This is a genomic window from Spirochaetota bacterium (assembly GCA_004297825.1).
Taxonomy (GTDB): Bacteria; Spirochaetota; UBA4802; order UBA4802; family UBA5368; genus FW300-bin19.
The window spans coordinates 148314-167758 of sequence record SCSX01000036.1 but is presented as its reverse complement, the minus strand read 5'-3'; the positions used below and the strand labels follow the sequence as shown (position 1 = coordinate 167758).

19 protein-coding genes and 1 pseudogene are annotated in these 19445 nt (G+C 57.2%); 7 read left to right on the top strand and 13 right to left on the bottom strand.

Annotation, left to right across the window (positions count from 1 at the left end; all coding sequences use genetic code 11):
• The 7 genes and pseudogenes from EPN93_07700 to EPN93_07670 form a co-directional block, all read right to left on the bottom strand.
• Positions 1 to 828, bottom strand: a pseudogene (locus EPN93_07700) (HD-GYP domain-containing protein).
• 1 nt (position 829) lies between these two features.
• Positions 830 to 1408 (bottom strand): hypothetical protein, encoded by a 579-nt coding sequence (locus tag EPN93_07695; GenBank protein TAL36698.1) that lies wholly within the window; start codon positions 1406 to 1408, stop codon positions 830 to 832.
• Between the two features lie 148 nt (positions 1409 to 1556).
• Positions 1557 to 2162 carry a class I SAM-dependent methyltransferase gene (locus tag EPN93_07690; protein TAL36809.1) on the bottom strand — a complete coding sequence of 202 codons (606 nt, stop codon included), beginning with the start codon at positions 2160 to 2162 and terminating at the stop codon, positions 1557 to 1559.
• 126 nt (positions 2163 to 2288) lie between these two features.
• Positions 2289 to 2603 carry a hypothetical protein gene (locus EPN93_07685; protein ID TAL36697.1) on the bottom strand — a complete coding sequence of 105 codons (315 nt, stop codon included), beginning with the start codon at positions 2601 to 2603 and terminating at the stop codon, positions 2289 to 2291.
• Positions 2604 to 2893: 290 nt separating this feature from the next.
• Positions 2894 to 3688 carry an ATP-dependent sacrificial sulfur transferase LarE gene (larE, locus tag EPN93_07680; protein ID TAL36808.1) on the bottom strand — a complete coding sequence of 265 codons (795 nt, stop codon included), beginning with the start codon at positions 3686 to 3688 and terminating at the stop codon, positions 2894 to 2896.
• Between the two features lie 83 nt (positions 3689 to 3771).
• Positions 3772 to 4629, bottom strand: coding sequence for a hypothetical protein (locus EPN93_07675; protein ID TAL36696.1), 858 nt, complete (start codon positions 4627 to 4629; stop codon positions 3772 to 3774).
• A 301-nt stretch (positions 4630 to 4930) separates the two neighbouring features.
• Positions 4931 to 5131 (bottom strand): hypothetical protein, encoded by a 201-nt coding sequence (locus EPN93_07670; GenBank protein ID TAL36695.1) that lies wholly within the window; start codon positions 5129 to 5131, stop codon positions 4931 to 4933.
• 247 nt (positions 5132 to 5378) lie between these two features.
• Here EPN93_07670 and EPN93_07665 point away from each other — a divergent pair, with 247 nt between their 5' ends.
• Together EPN93_07665 and EPN93_07660 are read left to right on the top strand one after the other, a co-directional pair.
• Positions 5379 to 6023, top strand: coding sequence for a hypothetical protein (locus EPN93_07665; protein TAL36694.1), 645 nt, complete (start codon positions 5379 to 5381; stop codon positions 6021 to 6023).
• 77 nt (positions 6024 to 6100) lie between these two features.
• Positions 6101 to 6754, top strand: a complete 654-nt coding sequence (locus EPN93_07660; GenBank protein TAL36693.1) for a hypothetical protein — start codon at positions 6101 to 6103, stop codon at positions 6752 to 6754.
• 86 nt (positions 6755 to 6840) lie between these two features.
• Here the strand turns inward: EPN93_07660 and EPN93_07655 are convergent, their stop codons facing one another.
• The 4 genes from EPN93_07655 to EPN93_07640 all read right to left on the bottom strand — a co-directional run bounded on the left by EPN93_07655 (position 6841) and on the right by EPN93_07640 (position 11794).
• Positions 6841 to 8448: a hypothetical protein gene (locus EPN93_07655; GenBank protein TAL36692.1), complete on the bottom strand. Its 1608-nt coding sequence runs from the start codon at positions 8446 to 8448 to the stop codon at positions 6841 to 6843.
• Between the two features lie 45 nt (positions 8449 to 8493).
• Positions 8494 to 9561 carry a hypothetical protein gene (locus EPN93_07650; protein TAL36691.1) on the bottom strand — a complete coding sequence of 356 codons (1068 nt, stop codon included), beginning with the start codon at positions 9559 to 9561 and terminating at the stop codon, positions 8494 to 8496.
• 28 nt (positions 9562 to 9589) lie between these two features.
• Positions 9590 to 10177 carry a PadR family transcriptional regulator gene (locus EPN93_07645; protein ID TAL36690.1) on the bottom strand — a complete coding sequence of 196 codons (588 nt, stop codon included), beginning with the start codon at positions 10175 to 10177 and terminating at the stop codon, positions 9590 to 9592.
• A gap of 285 nt (positions 10178 to 10462) precedes the next feature.
• Complete coding sequence (locus EPN93_07640) at positions 10463 to 11794, bottom strand: radical SAM/SPASM family putative metalloenzyme maturase (GenBank protein ID TAL36689.1); 1332 nt, start codon at positions 11792 to 11794, stop codon at positions 10463 to 10465.
• 203 nt (positions 11795 to 11997) lie between these two features.
• Between EPN93_07640 and EPN93_07635 the strand changes: the two genes are divergently transcribed.
• The 5 genes from EPN93_07635 (at position 11998) to EPN93_07615 (ending at position 16006) form a co-directional block, all read left to right on the top strand.
• Positions 11998 to 13734, top strand: coding sequence for an aldehyde ferredoxin oxidoreductase (locus EPN93_07635; GenBank protein TAL36688.1), 1737 nt, complete (start codon positions 11998 to 12000; stop codon positions 13732 to 13734).
• A 69-nt stretch (positions 13735 to 13803) separates the two neighbouring features.
• A complete protein-coding gene (locus tag EPN93_07630) occupies positions 13804 to 14409 on the top strand; it encodes a hypothetical protein (GenBank protein ID TAL36687.1) in 606 nt (201 codons plus the stop codon).
• A gap of 33 nt (positions 14410 to 14442) precedes the next feature.
• The gene (locus EPN93_07625; protein TAL36807.1) at positions 14443 to 14667 is read left to right on the top strand and encodes a MoaD/ThiS family protein; all 225 of its coding nucleotides are present in this window, start codon (positions 14443 to 14445) and stop codon (positions 14665 to 14667) included.
• Positions 14664 to 15485: a HesA/MoeB/ThiF family protein gene (locus tag EPN93_07620; GenBank protein ID TAL36686.1), complete on the top strand. Its 822-nt coding sequence runs from the start codon at positions 14664 to 14666 to the stop codon at positions 15483 to 15485. The genes EPN93_07625 and EPN93_07620 overlap by 4 nt, the downstream gene beginning before the upstream one ends.
• 137 nt (positions 15486 to 15622) lie before the next feature.
• On the top strand, positions 15623 to 16006 hold the full coding sequence (locus EPN93_07615) for a DUF1801 domain-containing protein (GenBank protein TAL36685.1): 384 nt from the start codon (positions 15623 to 15625) through the stop codon (positions 16004 to 16006).
• Between the two features lie 61 nt (positions 16007 to 16067).
• Here the strand turns inward: EPN93_07615 and EPN93_07610 are convergent, their stop codons facing one another.
• Positions 16068 to 17843: a hypothetical protein gene (locus EPN93_07610; GenBank protein TAL36684.1), complete on the bottom strand. Its 1776-nt coding sequence runs from the start codon at positions 17841 to 17843 to the stop codon at positions 16068 to 16070.
• Between the two features lie 12 nt (positions 17844 to 17855).
• Positions 17856 to 19445 carry a hypothetical protein gene (locus EPN93_07605; GenBank protein TAL36683.1) on the bottom strand — a complete coding sequence of 530 codons (1590 nt, stop codon included), beginning with the start codon at positions 19443 to 19445 and terminating at the stop codon, positions 17856 to 17858.

Genomic DNA, 19445 nt, shown 5'->3' with positions numbered 1-19445 from the left:
CCGGTTGTATACCCGGACGGAGGTCATCGCGTCAAAAGCATCGGCGACGGCGATGATGCGCGCGTCCGGGGGAATGTCTTCTCCCCTGAGCCCCTCCGGGTAACCGCTGCCGTCGTATCGTTCATGGTGCGATTTCACCCCTGCGACGGCCGTCCTGAACGCCTCCACGTCGCGTACGATCGCTGCGCCGATACGCGTGTGGGTTTTTATAAGCGCGTACTCCTCCTGTGTAAGCTTCCCTTCTTTCTTTAAGATCGCATCCGGGATCCCGATCTTGCCGATATCGTGAATAATGCCCGCCTGGTACAGCGCGCCAAGCGCGTCCTCGCTCATCCGCAGCTCTTTTCCGATCTCGCGCGCGATGCCCGCAACCCGCAGTGAATGGCCTTCCGTGTAGGTATCGCGCGCGTCGAGCGCAGCGCTCAGGCCTTTAAGAAAATCCATTTTCGAGGATTCGAGAAGGCTGCTTTTCCTCTTCTCTTCGCTGGAAAGATAACCGATCAGCGCGCCGGTGACACAAAAAATTGACGCCTGTAATACCAGATCAATATACATCACGCGGCCATGCATGGCAATGTGAGCGGATGAGCCGACGGCGGACAGTAATCCGAAGAATACGCCGAAGCGCGGCCCCAGGAGGTACGCGGACAGGATTATCGGCATGTAATATAAATGCCTCAGCAAATCGTGGTACTGGGGGAAGTACAGAACCGCGGAAGACTGGAACAGGAAAACCCCCAGGATGGCAGCGATCGCGGAAAGGAGATTCCATGTCCCCTTCCCCGCCCATCCTGATGACAGCTTATAGTGTAGCCCAAACACCGTCATGTCAGAACACCCCGAATTGAAGCGCAAGACCGGCGGTAAAGCCCCCCGCCTCGGAATCGCTCAGTCCTTTCCTGTCGACGCCGCGGGTAAACCGGTAACCGGCTCCCACGCCCACGCGGAAATACTTCACCACGTTCACGTAGAACGAAAGCTGCGGCTCCGCCGCGAAGAAGGCATCCATGTTGTGATTCATATTCCCGGTCGCGGGGTCGTTCACCCGCACCCCGCCCCCGCCGATAAGTGCGGAAAGGGCAACATTGACGATCCTTCCGGGGTTGAAGACATACTCAGGGACAAGCCCGTAATAACCCATCATGAGGTTACGATCGCCGTAGGGACTGTCGGCGTCCACGTTACTGGCCAGCCCGTACCCCGCGATCCCCAGAGAGAAGAAATGGTTGTAGATCAAACCCGCGCGGGCGCCCATGAGAAAACCACCCTCGCCGTTAATGATCGTATACCGCGCTTCGGGTCCGATATACCCGCCGTATTCCGCGTCACCCTTGATGAGCGTGTCCTGTTCGGCAATGCCCGGAACAGCCATGAGCATTATTACCATACACACGAAAAGCTTTTTCATTTAGTTTCCCTCCTTTCCCTAAAGAATATTCCCCCTATTAATCCCAGGACCGATGAAACCGCGGTAATAAGAACCGCCACTATGAAAATCGCGACACAACACATATCATACCCCCTGCCTTCGAATGGATTTTATCCCTGCCCGGATTTCACGGCCTCGCCTTTAAATACCTGAAAATATCCCGCAGCAGATGCCGCTCCTCGATGATTCCGAATCCCGCCTCCCTGATATGCCCGACCGTACGCCTGTTGACGTTAAAGCCAATGAGCCGCGAGGTGAGGGGATTCATCATATCGAACACGATCCCCAGCAGTCCCTTGTCGGGCCGCATGTGCTCCAGGAAAATCGCCGTGCCGTCCTTTTTCAGCACCCTCCTCATTTCACGGAGCGCGCCAATCGCGTCGGGCACCGAGCACAAGACGCAGGTGGTGAATACGGCATCGAAGGAATTGTCGGGAAATTTAAGATCGCCCGCGTCCATTTCCAGAAGCTCGATTTTCTTGCCGAGCCTGTCCGCGCGCGCACGCGCCTTCGCGAGCATTTTAGGGCTGATATCAATCCCGGTATAGTCGCGCGCTCCGTCCGGGTAGTATTCGAAATTCACTCCCGTCCCGACACCGATTTCCAGAATCCGTCCCCCGGGCAATTCGGAGAAGAGCATGGGCCTCCACTCGCGGCCGCCCATCATCTCCATGGGTGCGGCCCATAGATCGTAAAAATACGAGGTGCGGTCCCATTTCCTTTTTGCGTTCATCGCGTAATTCCCCCTGCGATCAGTCATAACCGGCAGCCGGTCTTCTCCCTGGAATCCAATGCGCGCAACGCCAGGGGAATGTCGTTTTCGACAGCCCGGAACAAATCAAATTTCGTGGTTGTTAAATCAGCAGATAAAGGCGTTGTACTGCAGGTAAAGGGGCGGAGCCGACGCCGGAATGGTCCGGACCGGTACCATGCTCATGAGCCCGATCGTGGAAAAGGGATTCTCCCGGCCGTGAAGCGCGCAGAATTTCTGTGCCTGAGACGATATTACGAATTTTTTCTCCGCGGGGACAACAGAAATAGTGGCGATTTCCCGGCCGGTTCCCGCGCAAAACGATTGTTCCCCGGAACAGCAGCATGGTTTCGATATGCTCCCCTGCGATGCATGGGCCATCGAAGAAGCAATGCTGTCTCCCGACGCAGCACTACACTTCATTGCGCATGCGCCGTCGGTGCACACACCGCCGGCAAGGACAGCGGTTGCGAGAAAGATGAAAATCAAAGCTTTTGCCAGTAATGTCATTCTTTCGTTTTGCATGGTTCATTCACTGCTATTGACACGGGCTGTACAAAATAAGTCGCTAAAGCCCAGTAATTCTATCAATATGGTAGAGTATACCGGATACCAGTGATACGGTCAATAAATTATTTAACGATTTTCCTATTAATCGATGTTTTTTGTCAAAACCGGATTCCAATGCTGCTCAATATAACGTTCTCAGGCCTTTACCCGGTTTCGTCCATGCTTCCCGAGCGGAAGCCCCGGATGTCCAGCGCGATGTATGCGAACCCCAGCCCCCTGAAATCCCGCGTGAGCGCATCTGCGAAATCCCCGTCCAGGAACGCCGGCATGTCCGCCCGCGGAACCTCGATGCGCGCGACGTCGCCGTGCACCCTCACCCGACACACGCGAAATCCCCGCTCATGGAGAAGCTTCTCCGCGAGGCCAATCCTCTTTAATATATCCGCCGATAACGCTGTCCCATAGGGGATGCGCGTCGCCAGGCACGGCGCCGCGGGCCGGTCGTGCGAGGGCAGGCCATACATGCGCGCGAGCTCCCGCACCTCGTCCTTGGAAAGCCCCGCATCCCGCAAGGGGCTTTTTACCCCGAGCTCCGCAAGCGCCCTCTTCCCGGGCCGATACGCCCCTTCGTCGTCGGCGTTGGTTCCGTCCAGCACGCAGGCGAGGCGTTCGGCGCGCGCACGCTCGATGAGTCCGGAAAAAATCTCCTTCTTGCAATGATAGCAGCGGTCCCGCGTGTTGGCCCTCACGCAGTCTACGGCCAGGAGGTCTATCGGCGCCACCTCATGACGAACCCCCAGGATTTGGGCGATCTCCTCGGCCATGCCGCGCTCTTCCGGCGCGTGGAGGTCCGATACGGCCGTAACCGCGAGGACGCGCCCCCCCAGCGCCTCGCGCGCAACGGCAAGCACGAGCGCGCTGTCCACACCGCCGGAAAAGGCGACGAGCGCGCTTTCACAGGCGCGGATGAGCTCCTTCAGGAATGCGAGCTTTGTCATGATGTCGGGGGAAAGGCTCATGGGCGGATGGTAGGGGAATTGCGGGCGGGTGACAAGAACTTTTGCGTGCCAGGAGGGACTGTTCACTCCGCCTTGAATGCGACGTCCACGTACTTGTCGCCGAGCTCAAGGTCAAGCTGGTGCGCGTGCAGCAGGATAAGAAAAGGGATCGCCAGGCAGGTGCAGCTGTCGCCGCGCCCGACCTCTGTGATGCGCAGCTTGGATGTTTCGCCCTTTTTGACCGGCAGGTCGAGCGTTTTGTGGTCGGTCAGGCCGATCGAGCTGTTCCCCGACTGGTACACGGTCAAGCCATTTCCCTGTTTTACCAGCCTTGATATCAGCTGGTATCGAATTTGAGCGGTCCCCTCCGGTACCTTCACTTCGTATAATTCTCCCGGTTTTCTCCTGAGCTCCTTTTCGGGAGATCCGTTGATCGAGATTCGCGCATCCCACTCCTTCACCGCGTCCGAGCTGAAATCGAACACGATGATGGCGTCGTCCTTCTCGCCGGAATACTTATCTGCGAGATAGCCCTCGATGTCCTCCGTCCCCATACTCGCCCGGATGCCTTCGAATACCCTCCCTGCGTCTGTAGTCTGAGCTGAAGGAAGGAGGTTGATTGTGTACTTGAATTCAATATCCAGCCTCACCTGGTACGCGGACTGTTCCACGAGCATAAATAGCAGGCTCTTGCCTCTCCCCTTGAAATCGAGCTCGTTCTGTCGGAATTTTGTTCGGATTATCCCTGCTTCCGGATCGCTTGATTCGATCTCGTATCCGTTTTCCTGGCAGTATTTGAGAACGGCTGCGTAAACAGTCTTCTTGGATCGCGGAAAGGTCCGGTTTTTATTGAAGGTCGACTTCATCTCCAGCGAGGTGCACGAAGGCAGTAAGGAAGCTATGAGGCATACGCAAATGCACAACAACGGGATCCCTTTCATGGCACTCCTTTTACTTTAGCGACCCGGCTTATGTATGACCGCGGGCTTGTTTAAAGTGGATGCGGACTTTATCGTATGGCAATCATATAAGGCCTGCGCCGGAAGGACAAGGATATTTACGGGCACGGGAGCCTTCCCCGGGCCGTGTCCGCTAAAGAGGCCGCGGCGTCCCCGCTGATGTCCGGCCCTTACCCGCGCAGGCGGACGATGTGTGACGACTGGCATGAGCGTAGAAACACTGCGATTGCGCACAAGCCTGTACATAACCGAAGGATTTCATTAAAACTTCTATGCATGATGGTCAGGTGAAGATGAAGGTAACGATCGGTTCCACTTCGGGCTCTTTGTCATAACCGATGGAGCGCATGTACTGTTCCCTGAGTAGTATAACGGCCTCAATTCTTTCTTCGGGCGTTTTACCGAGCCAGTAACGCAGGTCCGCGGCATCGTCGTCGCGGTCCACAATACGCACTATGGATTCAATGGAAGTTTTCCGTTTCATGGGGGATGACCGTCAGATATTAATATATCGAATTATTTTTTCACCGGTGTCAAGCTTTAATCATACGCAGGGCACCTTGTGAAATTACGGCAAATATGCATCAAAATAACCCGTATGCCGAATATACTATAATAAAAATCATTGAATATTTTAAAATCCTGCAGATGATGAAAAACGTAACGGCATTCAAGAGGCGCACACCAGGCACTCAATCGCATTGGGCGGTTTTTTTCCGGAAAGTGAGAGTTTGGAAACAGTCGCAGTGGGAGGAATTTTCCCCATGGACCAGGACATGATTCCCCGGCTGCTAAAGGAGAAGTCGATGATAGTATTCAGATATATCATGATCATTCTGTTCTTGTTCATTTCAAGCGCCCCCGGCAACAAGGTATTTCTCAGAACCATTCCCCTCGAACAACTCGTCCGCTTATCGGACATGATACTCGTCGTGCGCCCGCTTAAGCCGTTCATGGCCAGCGAGTCCATTAAGATACCCGGCTACAACAAGCGCGAATCCTCGAAAATAATTCCCGATTTTCAAACACACTCTTTGAATGTGGAGGTGCTGCGCGTCGTCAGCGACAGGCTGCACAAGAACTTGACAGGCGCGAAGATCGCCATCTACCCGGCGTACGCGCAGGAGGGCTTATACCTGCACACCAAGTACTACGCCGAGGGAATTGCGAAATCCCCCCTGAATTACAGGTACGATTCAATCCTCAGCGAAGAATCGCTGGAAAAGGAAAATGAATTCGTCGCCTTCGTCACCTACTCATGGACGCGCGAAGGCGGGCAAACCGATTTCGAATTTACCGCTGCAAGGAGCTTTGACCGCGCCGAGGTGATTCCAAAGGTCGAAGAGATGCTAAAGAAGGTAAATCAAACGGAATAGAATTATTTAGGGGCGCGGAGCCGTTCCCGCCAGTCCGCAAATAATTCCCGGACAACCGGGACTTCACGGAGGTCGTCATGACGCCATCATCCGAACAGGCACTCAAGGGACTCAGGGATCTGTCGACGCTGCAATGGTACGTCATCCCGCTCCTCGCGGTGGTTTTTTACATCTACACGCTCGAAATCAAGAACGCACGTGAATCGAAAAACTGGGACGCAGTGTTCGCGGGCCTTGCGCTCTTCGGCACGGATTTCCTGTTCGAGACCATAAACGGCTGGGTGTTTGCGCTGTCCTGCTACTCGGCGCTGTGGACGACGCCCGGGGAAACGGCGCTTCGCACCACCGTGGGCTGGAATATCGAGATAATGTTCATGTTCTCGATCGCGGGGATCATCTGGTACAACACGCTGCCGTTTGACCGGAGCACGAAGGTCCTTGGGATACCGAACCGGCTCTTCTGGGTAATCGCCTACGCGATCTTCTGCGTCTTTGTCGAATGCCTGCTGAACATGGGCGGCCACCTGGTGTGGGACTGGGCGTATTACGGACGAAGCCTCAAGGGCGTGTGGCCGATTTTCTTCTGCGCTTACTTCCCGCTCTTCCTCTCTCCCATGCTGGTGATCGGATTGAAAGACGACAGGCGTAAGGCGATTGCCGTGGGGGCGATATACGCGGTCGCGGCGGCGATGAACCTGCTGGCCTTCTGGGTGCTGGGATGGAATTATTGAGTTTAATTCCGTACGATCAGAATGTCGGGCCCGTGCTCGTCAAGCCATTCCATGATCCCTGGATTTTCCCCGGATTATCCAGGTGACTATTCCCTATTGGGGCTTAAGTGAAATGAAATTTTACACCTGGGCACCTGAAGCGTATCAAACCCGACTATCGTGAGTGCTTTATTTTTTCGCAATGCCTCGTTGAGCGCTTCGAGCGGGATTTCTATCCTAGATACGGGAACAGGCGTTATCTTGATATCCGCGAGCAGGGATACTACCCCCTCCCTTGAAGTCCAATTACCCATGCTTTGTGAAGTGGCATCGATCCAGTTTTTTGCTTTGGGCACCAGTTCCATGATATCCAATTCGGGAGTCGCTTTCGGATAGAATACCGCGATGGCATTGGCTGTATGATTTCCGGCATCGGGTGCAACGAGATAGAATCGCAGGGAATTGATATTCTTATAATTCCTTATTGAATCGAACTCCTTTTCCGTCAGTGTGGCAATATCCGAATTGCCCAGGTCGGTACAGGTCAGCTCGGGCCCTCCCCATAAATTGCGCAATTTTTCCGCCGAAAAAGTACCAATGTCCCTTAAATCGCTTAATCCGCCTCCCGTGCCGTCCAGGGTTGCGTGTTGCGATCCGGGATAGAAGCTGAACGCTCCCTCGCCTGGAATATAGTATTTCTCAAACTTGATCCTGATAAAGTTTTTAATCAATCTCTCGGCTGCGATCTTATTTTCCGGTGAGGCGGTATTCCACAAGTATCTCGTCACCACTCGTAATGCCTTGGGCGTTTTTAGATTCCACTCGTGCCACTCCTCAAATTCGTTGTCCCCGGGAATTGATTTCACCAATTCCTTAAGGATTGTGTTAAAAAGCTCGTTTTTATAACGCAAGGGGTATGATGCATTAATATTGTTTCCGTCATTATCCACGAACGCCTTCAAAATCGAAGCGGTATTCGATAAATCCATTTTAACGAGCGTACCGCTTTTCGACTTTGGACCCCAAAGGCCTGTTTCGGGATCCTGATTCTTATAAAACCACCCCAGCATCGCCTGTTTTGATTCCGGAGAAAGATTGTACAGGTTGTATTTTTCAACGGTATCATCTTCATGATAAAGGCTCAATAAATCCCTGGCGTTATGAAAAGTAGTTTGGGGAAATTTCGAGGCGATCCACCCGACGGTGGACACCTCATCCAGATAGGCATTCATTTTTTCAGGGGTATTGATTTCATCGAGATATTTCAAAGGATAGTAAAGCCGCAATCGCTGTCCTGTTTCTTGTGCTAACGCGGAAAGATGCATCAATACATTTCCCGTGGGCCCGGTGTAGGTGCAATACGGATACGAGTCGTCCATGAAAGCGCCTGTTCGGGGATTCTGGAGGTTCAGGTAAAACTCGAGTTCCTGCTTCTTGTCGCTAAACTTTGGCACCTTGATCAATCCTTCCCTCGTTGTCAGTTGCGAATGCAGATTCCTCATGCAGGTTAATGCTTTGATATATTCTCCCTTATCGATATAGTAGGCCAATCCCAGCATCTTGAATTCGAATTCAGCCATGTAATAGCCCTCTTCCTGGAGCTGCTTGTTAAGCCTGAACATTCCGGGAATAGAAGGGATACTCACATACACGATGACGCCAAAGAAAATAACGCACGCCGATACACCCAGGAAAATATTTTTTAATCTGCTCATATACTACCCCCGCAACTAATGTTTGAATTATAAAAAGTAGAATAATTAAAAAGCCTCGAGTATTTTTATATATATATCCTTATTTCCCCGGGAGTCGAGGGCCAAATCGAAACGAAGGGTGATGTTCTTTTTTTTATTCAGCGTAAGCCTGATCCCGGGACCGCCCGCGACGCGGACATTTTTCCCGAAATCCCCGGCATGTTCCTCCACCTCGCCTGCGCCTGCAAATACGGCCGCGCCGATTCTCCAGAAGACCGGAAAGCGATATTCGGCCTGTGCCGCGATCAGGTTGGCGGCGGCATATCCGCCGCCTCCCCGTAAAATCTTGCTTCCGCCAAGGACGGGAAAATAATAAAAAGGGACCTCGCCCGCGCTTCGTTTCCCTATGAATTGAACCCCCAGTACGCCCTGTGAAAAAATCGGGAAATAATGCCTGTAATCGATTCCCATGGTATCGAATGACGAGGAGCCCAGAAATGCCCGGGCGTAATGGACACCTTTCAATTCGCAGTAAGTGCCGCTTCTTTTATAGAGCTGCCCCTTCGGGGTGCTTTTATAAACAAGGTGCGCTCCCATTCCGGAGGAATACATGACACCGGTTCCTCTGAGGTCCCGGTCTACATACCAAGGATCGGTTTCCTTAACCGTTACATTGCCATATTGGAAAGAATATACGGGTCCCGCGTAGATATAATCAAATAGCCGAACTGAACACGCGATATCGACAGGAACGAATGCCGCGTCGTAGGACATTCCGGTCGATCCGGAAACATCGTTGCCAATGCCGTGAAAATCATCGGGAGCCCTGATATAGCCTATCTCACCTTCAATGCTGTATTTGTTGTCCCTAAAATATTTGCTGAAACCGGTTACCAGATCGTATTGTTTTTTTAAATTGTAACTGGTAATAAACTCGACCTCGTCCAGGTCCTGATTTTTACTCTCAGGTTCAAAATAGATAACCGCTCCCGCTCCCAGGGTCAGACTTGTTTCGGCTTCGTAACCTATGACAGGGTGGGCGCCGACCCCCCAGGTATCGGGTTCTTCGGCCTTCAGGTTATTATCAGGAAAAAGAAGGACGATGGAAATTGCATTTACGGTTAGTATCTTCAAAATTATTTTTCCGATTGAGTTACGGATTTCACCGCCGGTTCGAAGCATTCCGTTTTCTTTCCTTGGAGCGCGCTCCCGATAACTCGACCAGGGACTCCTCCGCCCAACGCACGGACGCCTCCGTGATCATGCGTCCCCTTTTTAACACCAGCCCCCAGAAAAACCGTTCTTCCGGCTTGCCTATTTCCCTGGAAAATACCTCGATTATTTTTTCAACCGCGGCCAGCGATTCCAGTTCTTCCCTGCCCTCTTTGATAAATTTCCCCAGTTGATACTCCAGCTCTTCTTTTTGAAGCGCGGACCCAAAAAATACGCGTATTGAAAATTCCTCTCTGATCGGGGCCCGTAATACACTGGGAAATTTATTCATCCAGTCCCGGAATATCGCTCTCCCTTCATCGGTTATGTGGTAAATTTTTTTATCCGGTTTTCCTGTCTGCGGTTCGATTATTGAAGACACCAGCCCGCGGGATTCCAGGGACCCGAGTTCACGGTAAATCTGGCTGAGTTTTGCGGACCAGAAAAAGTTTATGGATTCGTCGAATATCGCCTTAAAATCGTACCCTGACATGGGTTTATAATTCAACATACCGAGTATTGCGTGGTGCAGGGACATACAGGACCTCTATATTATACAAGTTATATATAACATGTTCAATAAACAATTCAGCGATTTATTGTCAATAGTTTTTTTAATCAAATCCCTATGACTTGAACCGGAAGGCATAACAGCTCGTGTGGTGCTTGGAAACGCGAAGCAAGCTTTATTGCGAAAAGGCTTAGTTTTAGGCGTGGCCCACGGCAGGATTCTCGCTAATGAAAGCGCGGCCCGCCGCACGGTAGTACGCGGTATAAAGACAGATACGTATCCACTCGGCGGGAGGCTGTTCCGCGACCCCCCTCACCTCATGCAGTTGAACAACCCCGTGCACCACAGGCACGCGGCGCAGGGCACGGGGCTGATATGGCAGTCCTGCTCGAAGTCCTCCGTCTGCACCAGGTCGCACAGCGCGAGACTGCAGTCGTAACAGAAGGGAAAGTCGTACCGAAGCACTCCCTTCCGGAACGATGCGAATTCCCCGGCGTTCCAGATATCAATGATCGGACTCTCCCCCAGGTCACCGAACACGAAGGGCTTCACCGTGTTCATCACACCCCCCAGGTAGCAGGTGAACCGGTGCCAGAGGAAGTGGCACGGATGCACCTTCCCGTCCCACGAGACGAAGACGCTTCCCTCCTCCACGAAGTCGCACCGGCGCGCGCTGTGGGGGACGGTCTCGGGGAGCGTGAGCTCGATGCCGTACCGCTCTGCGCACGCGCGGGCCTCCGCGAAGGCCTCGCGCGTGCGCGCGAGCATCGCGCCGTCGCGCGCCAGGAGACTTTTAATGTTGAGCGACACGCCCTGCGCGGCCGCCTCGTCCACCATTTCCTTCGCGAGCCTGAGCACCCCCGCCTCGGCGGGGGTGCGGGAATATCGGCCCAGCGCGCGGAAGTACAGGGAGATATCGGTTGCCCGGGCGGCGGCACATTCCTCCCAACGTTCGTAGAATTCGAGCGCGGCATCGGTGTTCGTGTCGTAAGCCGCGTGTCGGACCATGGGGGCGTCGTAGGGAAGGAGCTGGGTGACCAGGGCGAACCGTATCCCCCGCCGGGCAGCCCCTTCCAGCACGCGCGGCAGCTCCATTAAATTTTCGCGCATGGCGACGAACTCTATACCGGCCTGGAAGTCCCCCCGCCCTTCCCGGCGCGCCGCGTCGACGAGAATTTCGACCGCTTTCATGGCGTCGGTCGGGTGAAGGCCGCTCGCAGCGCAGGAGGCGCCCGGCGCGACGCTGTCGGCGGAAACGCACACGCGGTCAACCCCCGAGCGCATCAGCGCCCGCGCCCTCTCCGCCGCTAATAATATTCCGTTCGTCTGGAAGCCCACCCGCCCATGGGACGGCATGAGTGATTTCGCCCTGGCTACGAATTCCTCGAGCCCCGGGTGGAGGAGCGGCTCGCCGATTCCGGAGAGAACCAGTCCCTCCAACCGTGGAAATGCGGGCTCGAGCGCCCGGAAATGCGCCTCCGAGAGGTCCCCTTGGGCGATGTTCCCTCCCCCGCTCTGCTTCACGCACATGCCGCAGCGAAGATTACAGCGCGTGGTCACCTCCACAAAGAGCCTTGCGGGATGGTCTTTCAGGGCTGCGGGGGCATTTCCCCCCGCGCGCGCGTTTTCATTGTCCATTGTCATATTATACACACAATTAATAAAATGTAAAAATTATTTCTTGACACCTTTTGGTTTTCGTCGCATTTTGATCATTATGCGGCGCGTGGACCATTGCATTCATGGGGATCACTCGTTTCAAAGCGCTCATGTCACCGTTTCAAACCAGTATTCCCCCCTGTGCATATTCGCCGCGAAAATAAAGAATTCGCGCATGGAGGACTCAAATGGACAAGATTTTAAGGATCGACATGGGGGCCGCCGGCGGCCCAAAGGTTTCTGAAGAGCCTGTGGGCGCATACGCGGGCCTTGGCGGGAGGGCAATGACCTCCACCATCGTCTCGAAGGAAGTTCCCCCGCTCTGCCACGCCCTGGGCGCGGAAAACAAGCTTGTGTTCGCCCCCGGGCTGCTTTCCGGCTCCGCGGCGGTCATTTCCGGAAGGCTCTCGGTAGGATGCAAGAGCCCGCTTACCGGCACCATCAAAGAGGCGAATTCGGGCGGACAGGCGGCGATTGCCATTGCGCGCCACGGCTATGCCGCGATCGTGCTCGAGGGCAAGCCCGTGAAGGACGAGCTCTACGTCATTCACATCAAGAAGGGCGAGGTAACGATCAAGCCGGACAAGAGTCTCAAGCTCCTTCCCAACTACGACCTAGTTGACAAACTGAAGGCGACATACGGCGACAAGATCGTGTGCATGTCGATTGGCCCGGCGGGAGAGATGAAACTGGGCGCGGCCACCATAGCGGTCACCGATATGGAGATGCGTCCCAGCAGGCACGCGGGACGGGGCGGCGTGGGCGCAGTCATGGGTGCGAAGGGCGTAAAGGCCATCGTGCTCGATACGACCGATCTCAAGATGCGCCAGCCCAAAGATCCCGATAAGTTCCGCGCAGCGAACAAGAAATTCACCGAAGGGCTCAAGAGCCACCCGGTTACGGGACAGGCGCTGCCTGCGTTTGGCACAAACGTACTCACGAACATCCTCTGCGAAGCGGGCGGATACCCGACGCGGAACTTTTCTCACGGCGTATACGCGGACGCCGCGAAGATCAGCGGCGAGACCATCGCCGATATCGAGACCAAGCGCGGCGGCCTCGCGACCCACGGATGCCACACCGGATGCGTCATACAGTGTTCGGGCACCTATGTGGACAAGAACGGGAAGTTCGTCTCCAAGCAGCCGGAATATGAGACGGTATGGGCGCACGGTGGAAACTGCTGCATATCCGACCCGGACGTGATCGCGCAGCTTGACTTCCTTGACGACAATTACGGGGTCGACACGATCGAGATGGGAGCGACGATTGGCGTTGCCATGGAGGCCGGGATTATCGAGTTCGGTGACGCACAGGGGGCAATCCGCCTGGTGAACGAGGTGGGAAAGGGAACGCCGCTCGGGCGCATTCTCGGCAGCGGCGCCGAGGTGACGGGCAGGGCCTTTGGCGTGGAGCGCGTCCCCGTGGTGAAGGGGCAGGCAATGCCCGCCTATGACCCGCGCGCGGTGCAGGGGATCGGTGTTACGTACGCGACGAGCCCTATGGGCGCCGACCATACGGCCGGCTACGCGATCGCGACCAACATCCTCAAGGTGGGCGGCTTCGTAGACCCGCTCAAGCCGGAAGGACAGATCGAGCTCTCGCGTAATCTTCAAATCGCGACCGCCGCGGTCGACTCGACCGGAATGTGCCTTTTCATCGCCTTCGCCGTGCTTGACCAGCCCGAGACCTTCCAGGCGCTCATTGATTTACTGAATGCCTTTTACGGCCTCTCGCTCACCGCCGACGACGTGGCGGCGCTGGGCAAACAGGTGCTTTCTGTAGAGCGCGACTTCAACGCGCGCGCCGGCTTCACCGCGAAGCAGGACCGGCTGCCCCGCTACTTCCTGACCGAGAAGTTCATGCCGCATAACGTCGTGTTCGACGTGAAGGACGAGGACCTCGACAGGGTTTTCAACTGGTAAAAGCCGGGCCCGGCGGGGATGGATGCGGTTCGTTCCCGCCGGTTTCCCGGACGCACCAGGGGGGTAGTCATGAAAAAGGTTAATTTGACGAGCATTGGCGGGGAGAAATCCCCGCCAATATTCCGTATAGCGGTCGAGCGGGGACTGGCGGACGAGTTCCTGGTCCTGTTTCAAAATGGGGTTTTCATGCGGGCCCGCGCCGGTATGAGCGCGGGGGAATTCATGGAAGGCGTGCTGGGCCTGGATCCTGAATATATCCGCACCCGTGTGAGCACTATATTCCTGAACGGCATGCCCGTGGACGACGTCGAGAAGGCGCATCTCGCCCCCGGCTGCGTGCTTTCGCTTTCGGCGGCTATGCCGGGGTTGGTGGGGGCGACATTGCGCAAGGGCGGCATTCTCTCGCCCATGCGAAGCGGCATTTCCTACCGCGAGGACGCATCCGCGACCGGTGGCGGGGGCTTTCTGGTGCGCCTCAAGCTCTTCAACATGATCATGCGCGAGGCGGGGCCCGATATCCTCCTGGGCGGAGTGATCGTTCCAGCCTCCGCGGCGCGCGCCGTGATTGACCTGCTCCCGCCCGGCGCCCTCTACCGCGAGGAGATGGACCCCCTGCCTGAAGGTGATGTCCTCATCGAACTAATCGTCGAACCCCTCGGGGGGCGCGCGGGATAGCCGGGGGGCGTGGAGAAAGAATTTATGGCGCCGATACACGTGACGGTAAAACTTTTCGCCTCGCTCAGAACCGGGCGCTTCGAGGCGCGCACCATGGAGCTCAATCCGGGGACCAGCGTGCGCACGGTCGTCGAGACGCTCGGCATCCCCTTGAACGAGGTGACCCTGATCCTCGTGGATCACAGGCACCGGGACCTGGACTTCGAGCTTTCGGACGGCCAGACCTGCGCACTTTTCCCCCCGGTGGGCGGGGGATGAGCACGCTCAGGGATTACGTCACGAGCGCCGCGCGCGACGGGCACATCGCCGCCGCCGATATTCGCGCCGTCGCGGATTGCTTTGGCTTCGGCCTGCGCGAGACCGAGGAGGTCGCACTGGAGCTCGGCATCATGCCGGAGCGGTATCTGCGCAACACCGGCTCCATTTCCATGGAAGAACAGCTGAAGCTGCTGCGGAGCACCGTCGCGGTTATCGGCTGCGGGGGGCTGGGGGGCTGCCTCATCGAGATCCTCGCGCGCCTGGGTGTGGGGAGGCTCATCGTCTTCGATCCGGACTCCTTCGAGGAGCATAACTTCAACCGCCAGCTTTTATGCGACACCGTGTCTATCGGAACCCCAAAATCCGACGCGGCGGTCCGCCGCGCGGCAGCGGTGAACCCGGCGGTCGAGGTGGCGGCCTATCGCGCCGCGTTCACCCGCTCCTTCGGGCGCGCGGAAATCGCCGGCGCGCACGCCGTCGCCGACGCGTTGGACGATATCCAGGCGCGCCTGGAGCTCGCCGTGGCGTGCCGGGGGCTGGGCGTTCCGCTGGTGCACGGGGCCATCGCGGGATGGTATGGCCAGGTTGCGGTGCAGTTCCCCGGGGAAAAGATTCTTGAAACCGTCTACCCGGCCTCCGGTCAGGCAAAGGGCGTGGAGGTGAGGACCGGAAACCCCGCGTTTACGCCGTGGGCCGTGGCGAGCCTCCAGGCTGCCGAGATAAGCAAAATACTCCTGGGCCGCCCGACCGCGCTGCGCGGCAAGCTCCTCTGCATCGATCTGGAAAACATGGATTTCCAGGCCGTAGATATCCGGTGAATTCCGGCTGCCCCGGTTGATTCCCGCCGCGATTTCATTATATTGTGTTGAGGTTGAAGGCCGCTTTCCGGAAGCGCATGAATGGGAATGGGCACGCATACGGGATGTTACCTTTCAGGCCCCGGGGAGTGTGAACCATGAGAAACGTAGAAATCGACGAAAAAATTATTTTCAAGACGATTCGGAAAATGCTTGCCGCTTACAAGGGCAGGCTTATCTCGCGCAGAAACGTAAACGATTATTATGACCTTTGGTCGCGGAAGGAAATCATGATCGAAGGGAAAAGGAGAAAAGAAGTGTTTTTCGCCGCCGTCCGAAGGCAGGGAAGCTATGTGGGATTCTACTTCATGCCGGTATACCTGGAATCGAAACTCCAGGAGATGTTCGGCGAGCCCTTGCGGAAGCTCCTCAAGGGAAAATCCCACTTTCATATAAGGGAAATGAACGAGGAGCTCAAGTCCGAAATCGCGAGATGCCTCGAAGCCGGCTACCGGCTCTACGAAGTACGGCGCTGGATTTAAAAACGGACCGCCCCCGGACGGGGGCAGTCCGCCAGTGTCGCTGTCCGCCCCTTCCCCCCTCCTACAAGTCCCCCCACTCGCTGTCTTCGTTGCTCGCCGGCGTGGTATAGGTTCCGGCCGTCGCGTACACCCTATAGGTATAGTTGACGAGCGAAAGGCCGGTATCGCTATAGTTTGTCACAGTGCCGCTCAGGGTCGCAATGGTCCCCCATGATCCGTAGCCTTTCCGCTGGAGTACATACGATTCCGCGCCCGCGACGGCGGTCCATTGAATATTCACGATCCAGTTCCCGCCATCCGTAGCGTCCAGGCCCGTGGGCGTCGCGATGATACCCATGCCGCCGTTGGCGGCGCTCAGGGCGCTCTCCCCCCATATGCTCACCGCGCTCACTTTATAATAATACGCGACCCCGAGCGACATCGTGGTATCGTCCCATGAGGTACCGGTCAGGCCCTCCGCGATCTCCGTGTAGCTTCCCGATTCGCTGTCGGAACGGGATATCGAGTAGGTCGCGGCCCCGGTCACGGCATCCCAGCTCACCGTGATCTTGTTGTTCACGCCGTTGGTCGCCTGCACGTTGACCGGCACGCCGGGCGCACTGCCCACTGCGCGTCCCGAATCGGCATCGCTTAAGTCGCTGTCGCCGTCGTCGTTTACGGAGCGCACCCTGTAATGATACGTAGTGCCGGCCGTAACCGTCGCGTCCACCCACGTGAGATCCGTTACCCCCGTCGCGACTACGGCGGTCTCGTCAAACGGGCCCGCCGCGGAATCCGCGCGATACACCTTGTACGAGGTCGCGTTCGCGCCCGCGTCCCACGAGAGTGTAATCTGGTTCGTCTGGCCGTCGGAGGCTTGTATGTTTTCCGGGACCTCGGGCAGGACGGCACCGGTGGAGGCGGCCCATCCCTCGTCAGCCGTGCAGGCCTCGCCCTCGCCGCCCGCGTTGGCCGCCGTTACCCGGTAGTAATAGTGCGCGTCGACCGCGGCCGCGTAATCGGTATACCCTGTCGCAGCGAGGTTTTCCGCGAGCGCCGTGAACGGGCCTTCCGGGGCATCGGCCCTGTACGCCGTATACGAGACCGCGCCCTCCGAGGAACTCCACGAAAGCACGACCTTGTTCCCGTACTGCCCGTCCGTTGCGGCGAAGGCCGCGGGTGCGAGCGGCGGGTACGGAAGCGCGGAGCCCGCGTCATAATTGCTGAATGCGCTCGCCCCGTCGCCGTTGACCGCCTTCAGCTTGTAGTAGTACGCGCTCCCCGCCGATACGGTGCTGTCGGCATACGAGGTGCCGGTTATTCCCGCCGCGAGCTCGGCATAGATTCCGTTCCTGGTCCCCGATCGGTACACGGTGTACGAGGCCGCGCCCTCCGCGGCCTCCCAGGAAAGCCCGACCGAGCCGATAGCGCCGTCGCTCGCCGCAAGGTTCCGGGGCGCGACCGGCGGCTTGGGCGTGCCGCTTCCCGCGTGCCCCCCGTCTTCCGTGCTGAGCACGCTCTCACCGCCGTCGTTTTCCGCGCTCACCCTGTAATAGTACGCGCGTCCGACCGTTACGGCGGCGTCTTCCCACTCGGTCCCGGTGATCCCGCGCGCGACGCGCTGGTACTCGCCGTCGGCGGTGTCCGGCGACTTGTAGACACGGTATTCCCCTGCCCCGGTTACCTCGTCCCAGGTTACCGCGACCTTGTTGCCAAAGGCGCCGTCGCTTGCGCTCACCCCCATGGGCGCTCCCGGCGCGGCGGTCTTCGATTCACCGCGCCCCCCGTCGTCGCAGGAAAGCGTCAGGAGGGAAAATATCGTGAATGCAAAAGCGGCGCGAATCGCGTTCGTTCTCATGGAGCTCCCCCGTCAATTGGTTTCTTTTTCCCGTTCCCGTCCAAGCGTGAGTCCCGCCGGATCGGCCCCACCCCCCGCGCCGAACATGCGGTAGGTGACTCCCACGCCCATGCTGAACCTGTTCTCGTCGTAGGATTTCCGGAGGTAGTGCGTGGTGGGCCCCACGACATTGGTGTACTCGGTCGTGTACTGGGTTTCCTTCACGAAGAACATCTTGAAAATGCCTATGGAAATATCGGTCCGGTCGTCCAGCCGTATCCCGACCCCCGCGCCCACGGAATGGCTGGACAGGAGCTGGTCCGCCTCGTCACGCGCGCTGTCCTTGATGCCGAAATTGTTGTAGACGTAGCCCAGGCTCACCCTCATGGCCGGACTCAACGCCCACTCGATGCACGCGCCCGCGCGATAGCCCAGGCCGTAATCGTTCTCGCGGCCGTCCAGGTCCCGGTACTGCCTGAGCGAAATCTCTCCCGACGCCTCGACGCGCAGCGACGGGAGCACGCTGTACGAAATCCCCATCGAAATCGTCTGCGGGTAGGTTACCTTGAGGGTGGACTGTCCGTTACCGCCGGGGGACTGATAAATCATGTCCTTGCCGGACGTCCCGTCCTTGAAGATGTCGAGCTTTCCGCTGGACTCGAGGTTTTCCGGGACCAGGAATTTATTCGTGGTCTTCTTGAGCACCATCGGCGCGTAGTATTCGTAGCGCAGGCCGATATCCGTTCCCTTGAGGACCGATACGTACTCTCCCGGGCGGAAATGTGCGCCCAGGATGACGCCGGCCCCGTGGCCCTGCGTATCGACATCGATGTTCCAATCGTTTACGAGCACCGTTTCAGGAGCCGATCCCGTCTGATACGTGTAGGATATATCGGTCACCGCGATCTTCATGTTGCCGTGCGCGTTGATATAGCGCAGTCCCCCCGCGACCGAGATTCCCTTGTATACCTCGTACGCGTAACCCGCCGTCATGCCGATATAATATTCCGTGCGCACCGCCTCCGCCTTGCTCTGGAAGCTGTAAAAGTCGTTGCTGCCGTCCTGCTCGAGCAGGGTCTCGGGCGTGGCGAGGTTCCCCCAGTCGATCACGGCCAGTCCCTTGGGGAAGGTCATGCCCGGCGCCGCCTGCATCACGCCCACCCCGAAATAGGCCGCCTGCCCCCCGCGCCTCCAGACGACGTTCAGGTCGGGCAGGGCCGGCGCGGTGGTCTCCGCGTAGTATTTTCCCGGGAGCGTGTCGCTAAACGCGTTGAGGGAGTGCGCCGTCGCGTGCGCCCCGCCGCCGTTGAGGTCGATCGCGTAATAATCCATGGTATGCTCGCGGCGCGCGTAATAGGTCTGGCTCGAGAACATCACGTAGAGGCCGTCGCGCTCCATGAACGCGAGCCCCGCCGGGTTATAGAACGCCGCGTCCGCCTCGCGCGAGGCGTTGCGGTTGAGCGTGCGCACGTATTCCGCGCTCTGATTGGGATAAATGCCGTCTTCCTGGTGCAGCCGGGACGCGTAAGCCCCGGCACACGGCAGGATCGCGGCCCATACCAGCAGGATCGAGACCGTTCGTTTCATGCGCATCACCCCTCCCTTCATGGTCACCTTCTTCAT

Bases quoted from the DNA above. Each gene is read 5' to 3' on its own strand.
- EPN93_07695 (TAL36698.1), bottom strand. From the start codon at position 1,408: ATGAAAAAGCTTTTCGTGTGTATGGTAATAATGCTCATGGCTGTTCCG.
- EPN93_07690 (TAL36809.1), bottom strand. From the start codon at position 2,162: ATGAACGCAAAAAGGAAATGGGACCGCACCTCGTATTTTTACGATCTA.
- EPN93_07685 (TAL36697.1), bottom strand. From the start codon at position 2,603: ATGAAGTGTAGTGCTGCGTCGGGAGACAGCATTGCTTCTTCGATGGCC.
- larE (TAL36808.1), bottom strand. From the start codon at position 3,688: ATGACAAAGCTCGCATTCCTGAAGGAGCTCATCCGCGCCTGTGAAAGC.
- EPN93_07675 (TAL36696.1), bottom strand. From the start codon at position 4,629: ATGAAAGGGATCCCGTTGTTGTGCATTTGCGTATGCCTCATAGCTTCC.
- EPN93_07670 (TAL36695.1), bottom strand. From the start codon at position 5,131: ATGAAACGGAAAACTTCCATTGAATCCATAGTGCGTATTGTGGACCGC.
- EPN93_07660 (TAL36693.1), top strand. From the start codon at position 6,101: ATGACGCCATCATCCGAACAGGCACTCAAGGGACTCAGGGATCTGTCG.
- EPN93_07655 (TAL36692.1), bottom strand. From the start codon at position 8,448: ATGAGCAGATTAAAAAATATTTTCCTGGGTGTATCGGCGTGCGTTATT.
- EPN93_07645 (TAL36690.1), bottom strand. From the start codon at position 10,177: ATGTCCCTGCACCACGCAATACTCGGTATGTTGAATTATAAACCCATG.
- EPN93_07640 (TAL36689.1), bottom strand. From the start codon at position 11,794: ATGACAATGGACAATGAAAACGCGCGCGCGGGGGGAAATGCCCCCGCA.
- EPN93_07635 (TAL36688.1), top strand. From the start codon at position 11,998: ATGGACAAGATTTTAAGGATCGACATGGGGGCCGCCGGCGGCCCAAAG.
- EPN93_07630 (TAL36687.1), top strand. From the start codon at position 13,804: ATGAAAAAGGTTAATTTGACGAGCATTGGCGGGGAGAAATCCCCGCCA.
- EPN93_07620 (TAL36686.1), top strand. From the start codon at position 14,664: ATGAGCACGCTCAGGGATTACGTCACGAGCGCCGCGCGCGACGGGCAC.
- EPN93_07615 (TAL36685.1), top strand. From the start codon at position 15,623: ATGAGAAACGTAGAAATCGACGAAAAAATTATTTTCAAGACGATTCGG.
- EPN93_07610 (TAL36684.1), bottom strand. From the start codon at position 17,843: ATGAGAACGAACGCGATTCGCGCCGCTTTTGCATTCACGATATTTTCC.
- EPN93_07605 (TAL36683.1), bottom strand. From the start codon at position 19,445: ATGAAGAAGGTGACCATGAAGGGAGGGGTGATGCGCATGAAACGAACG.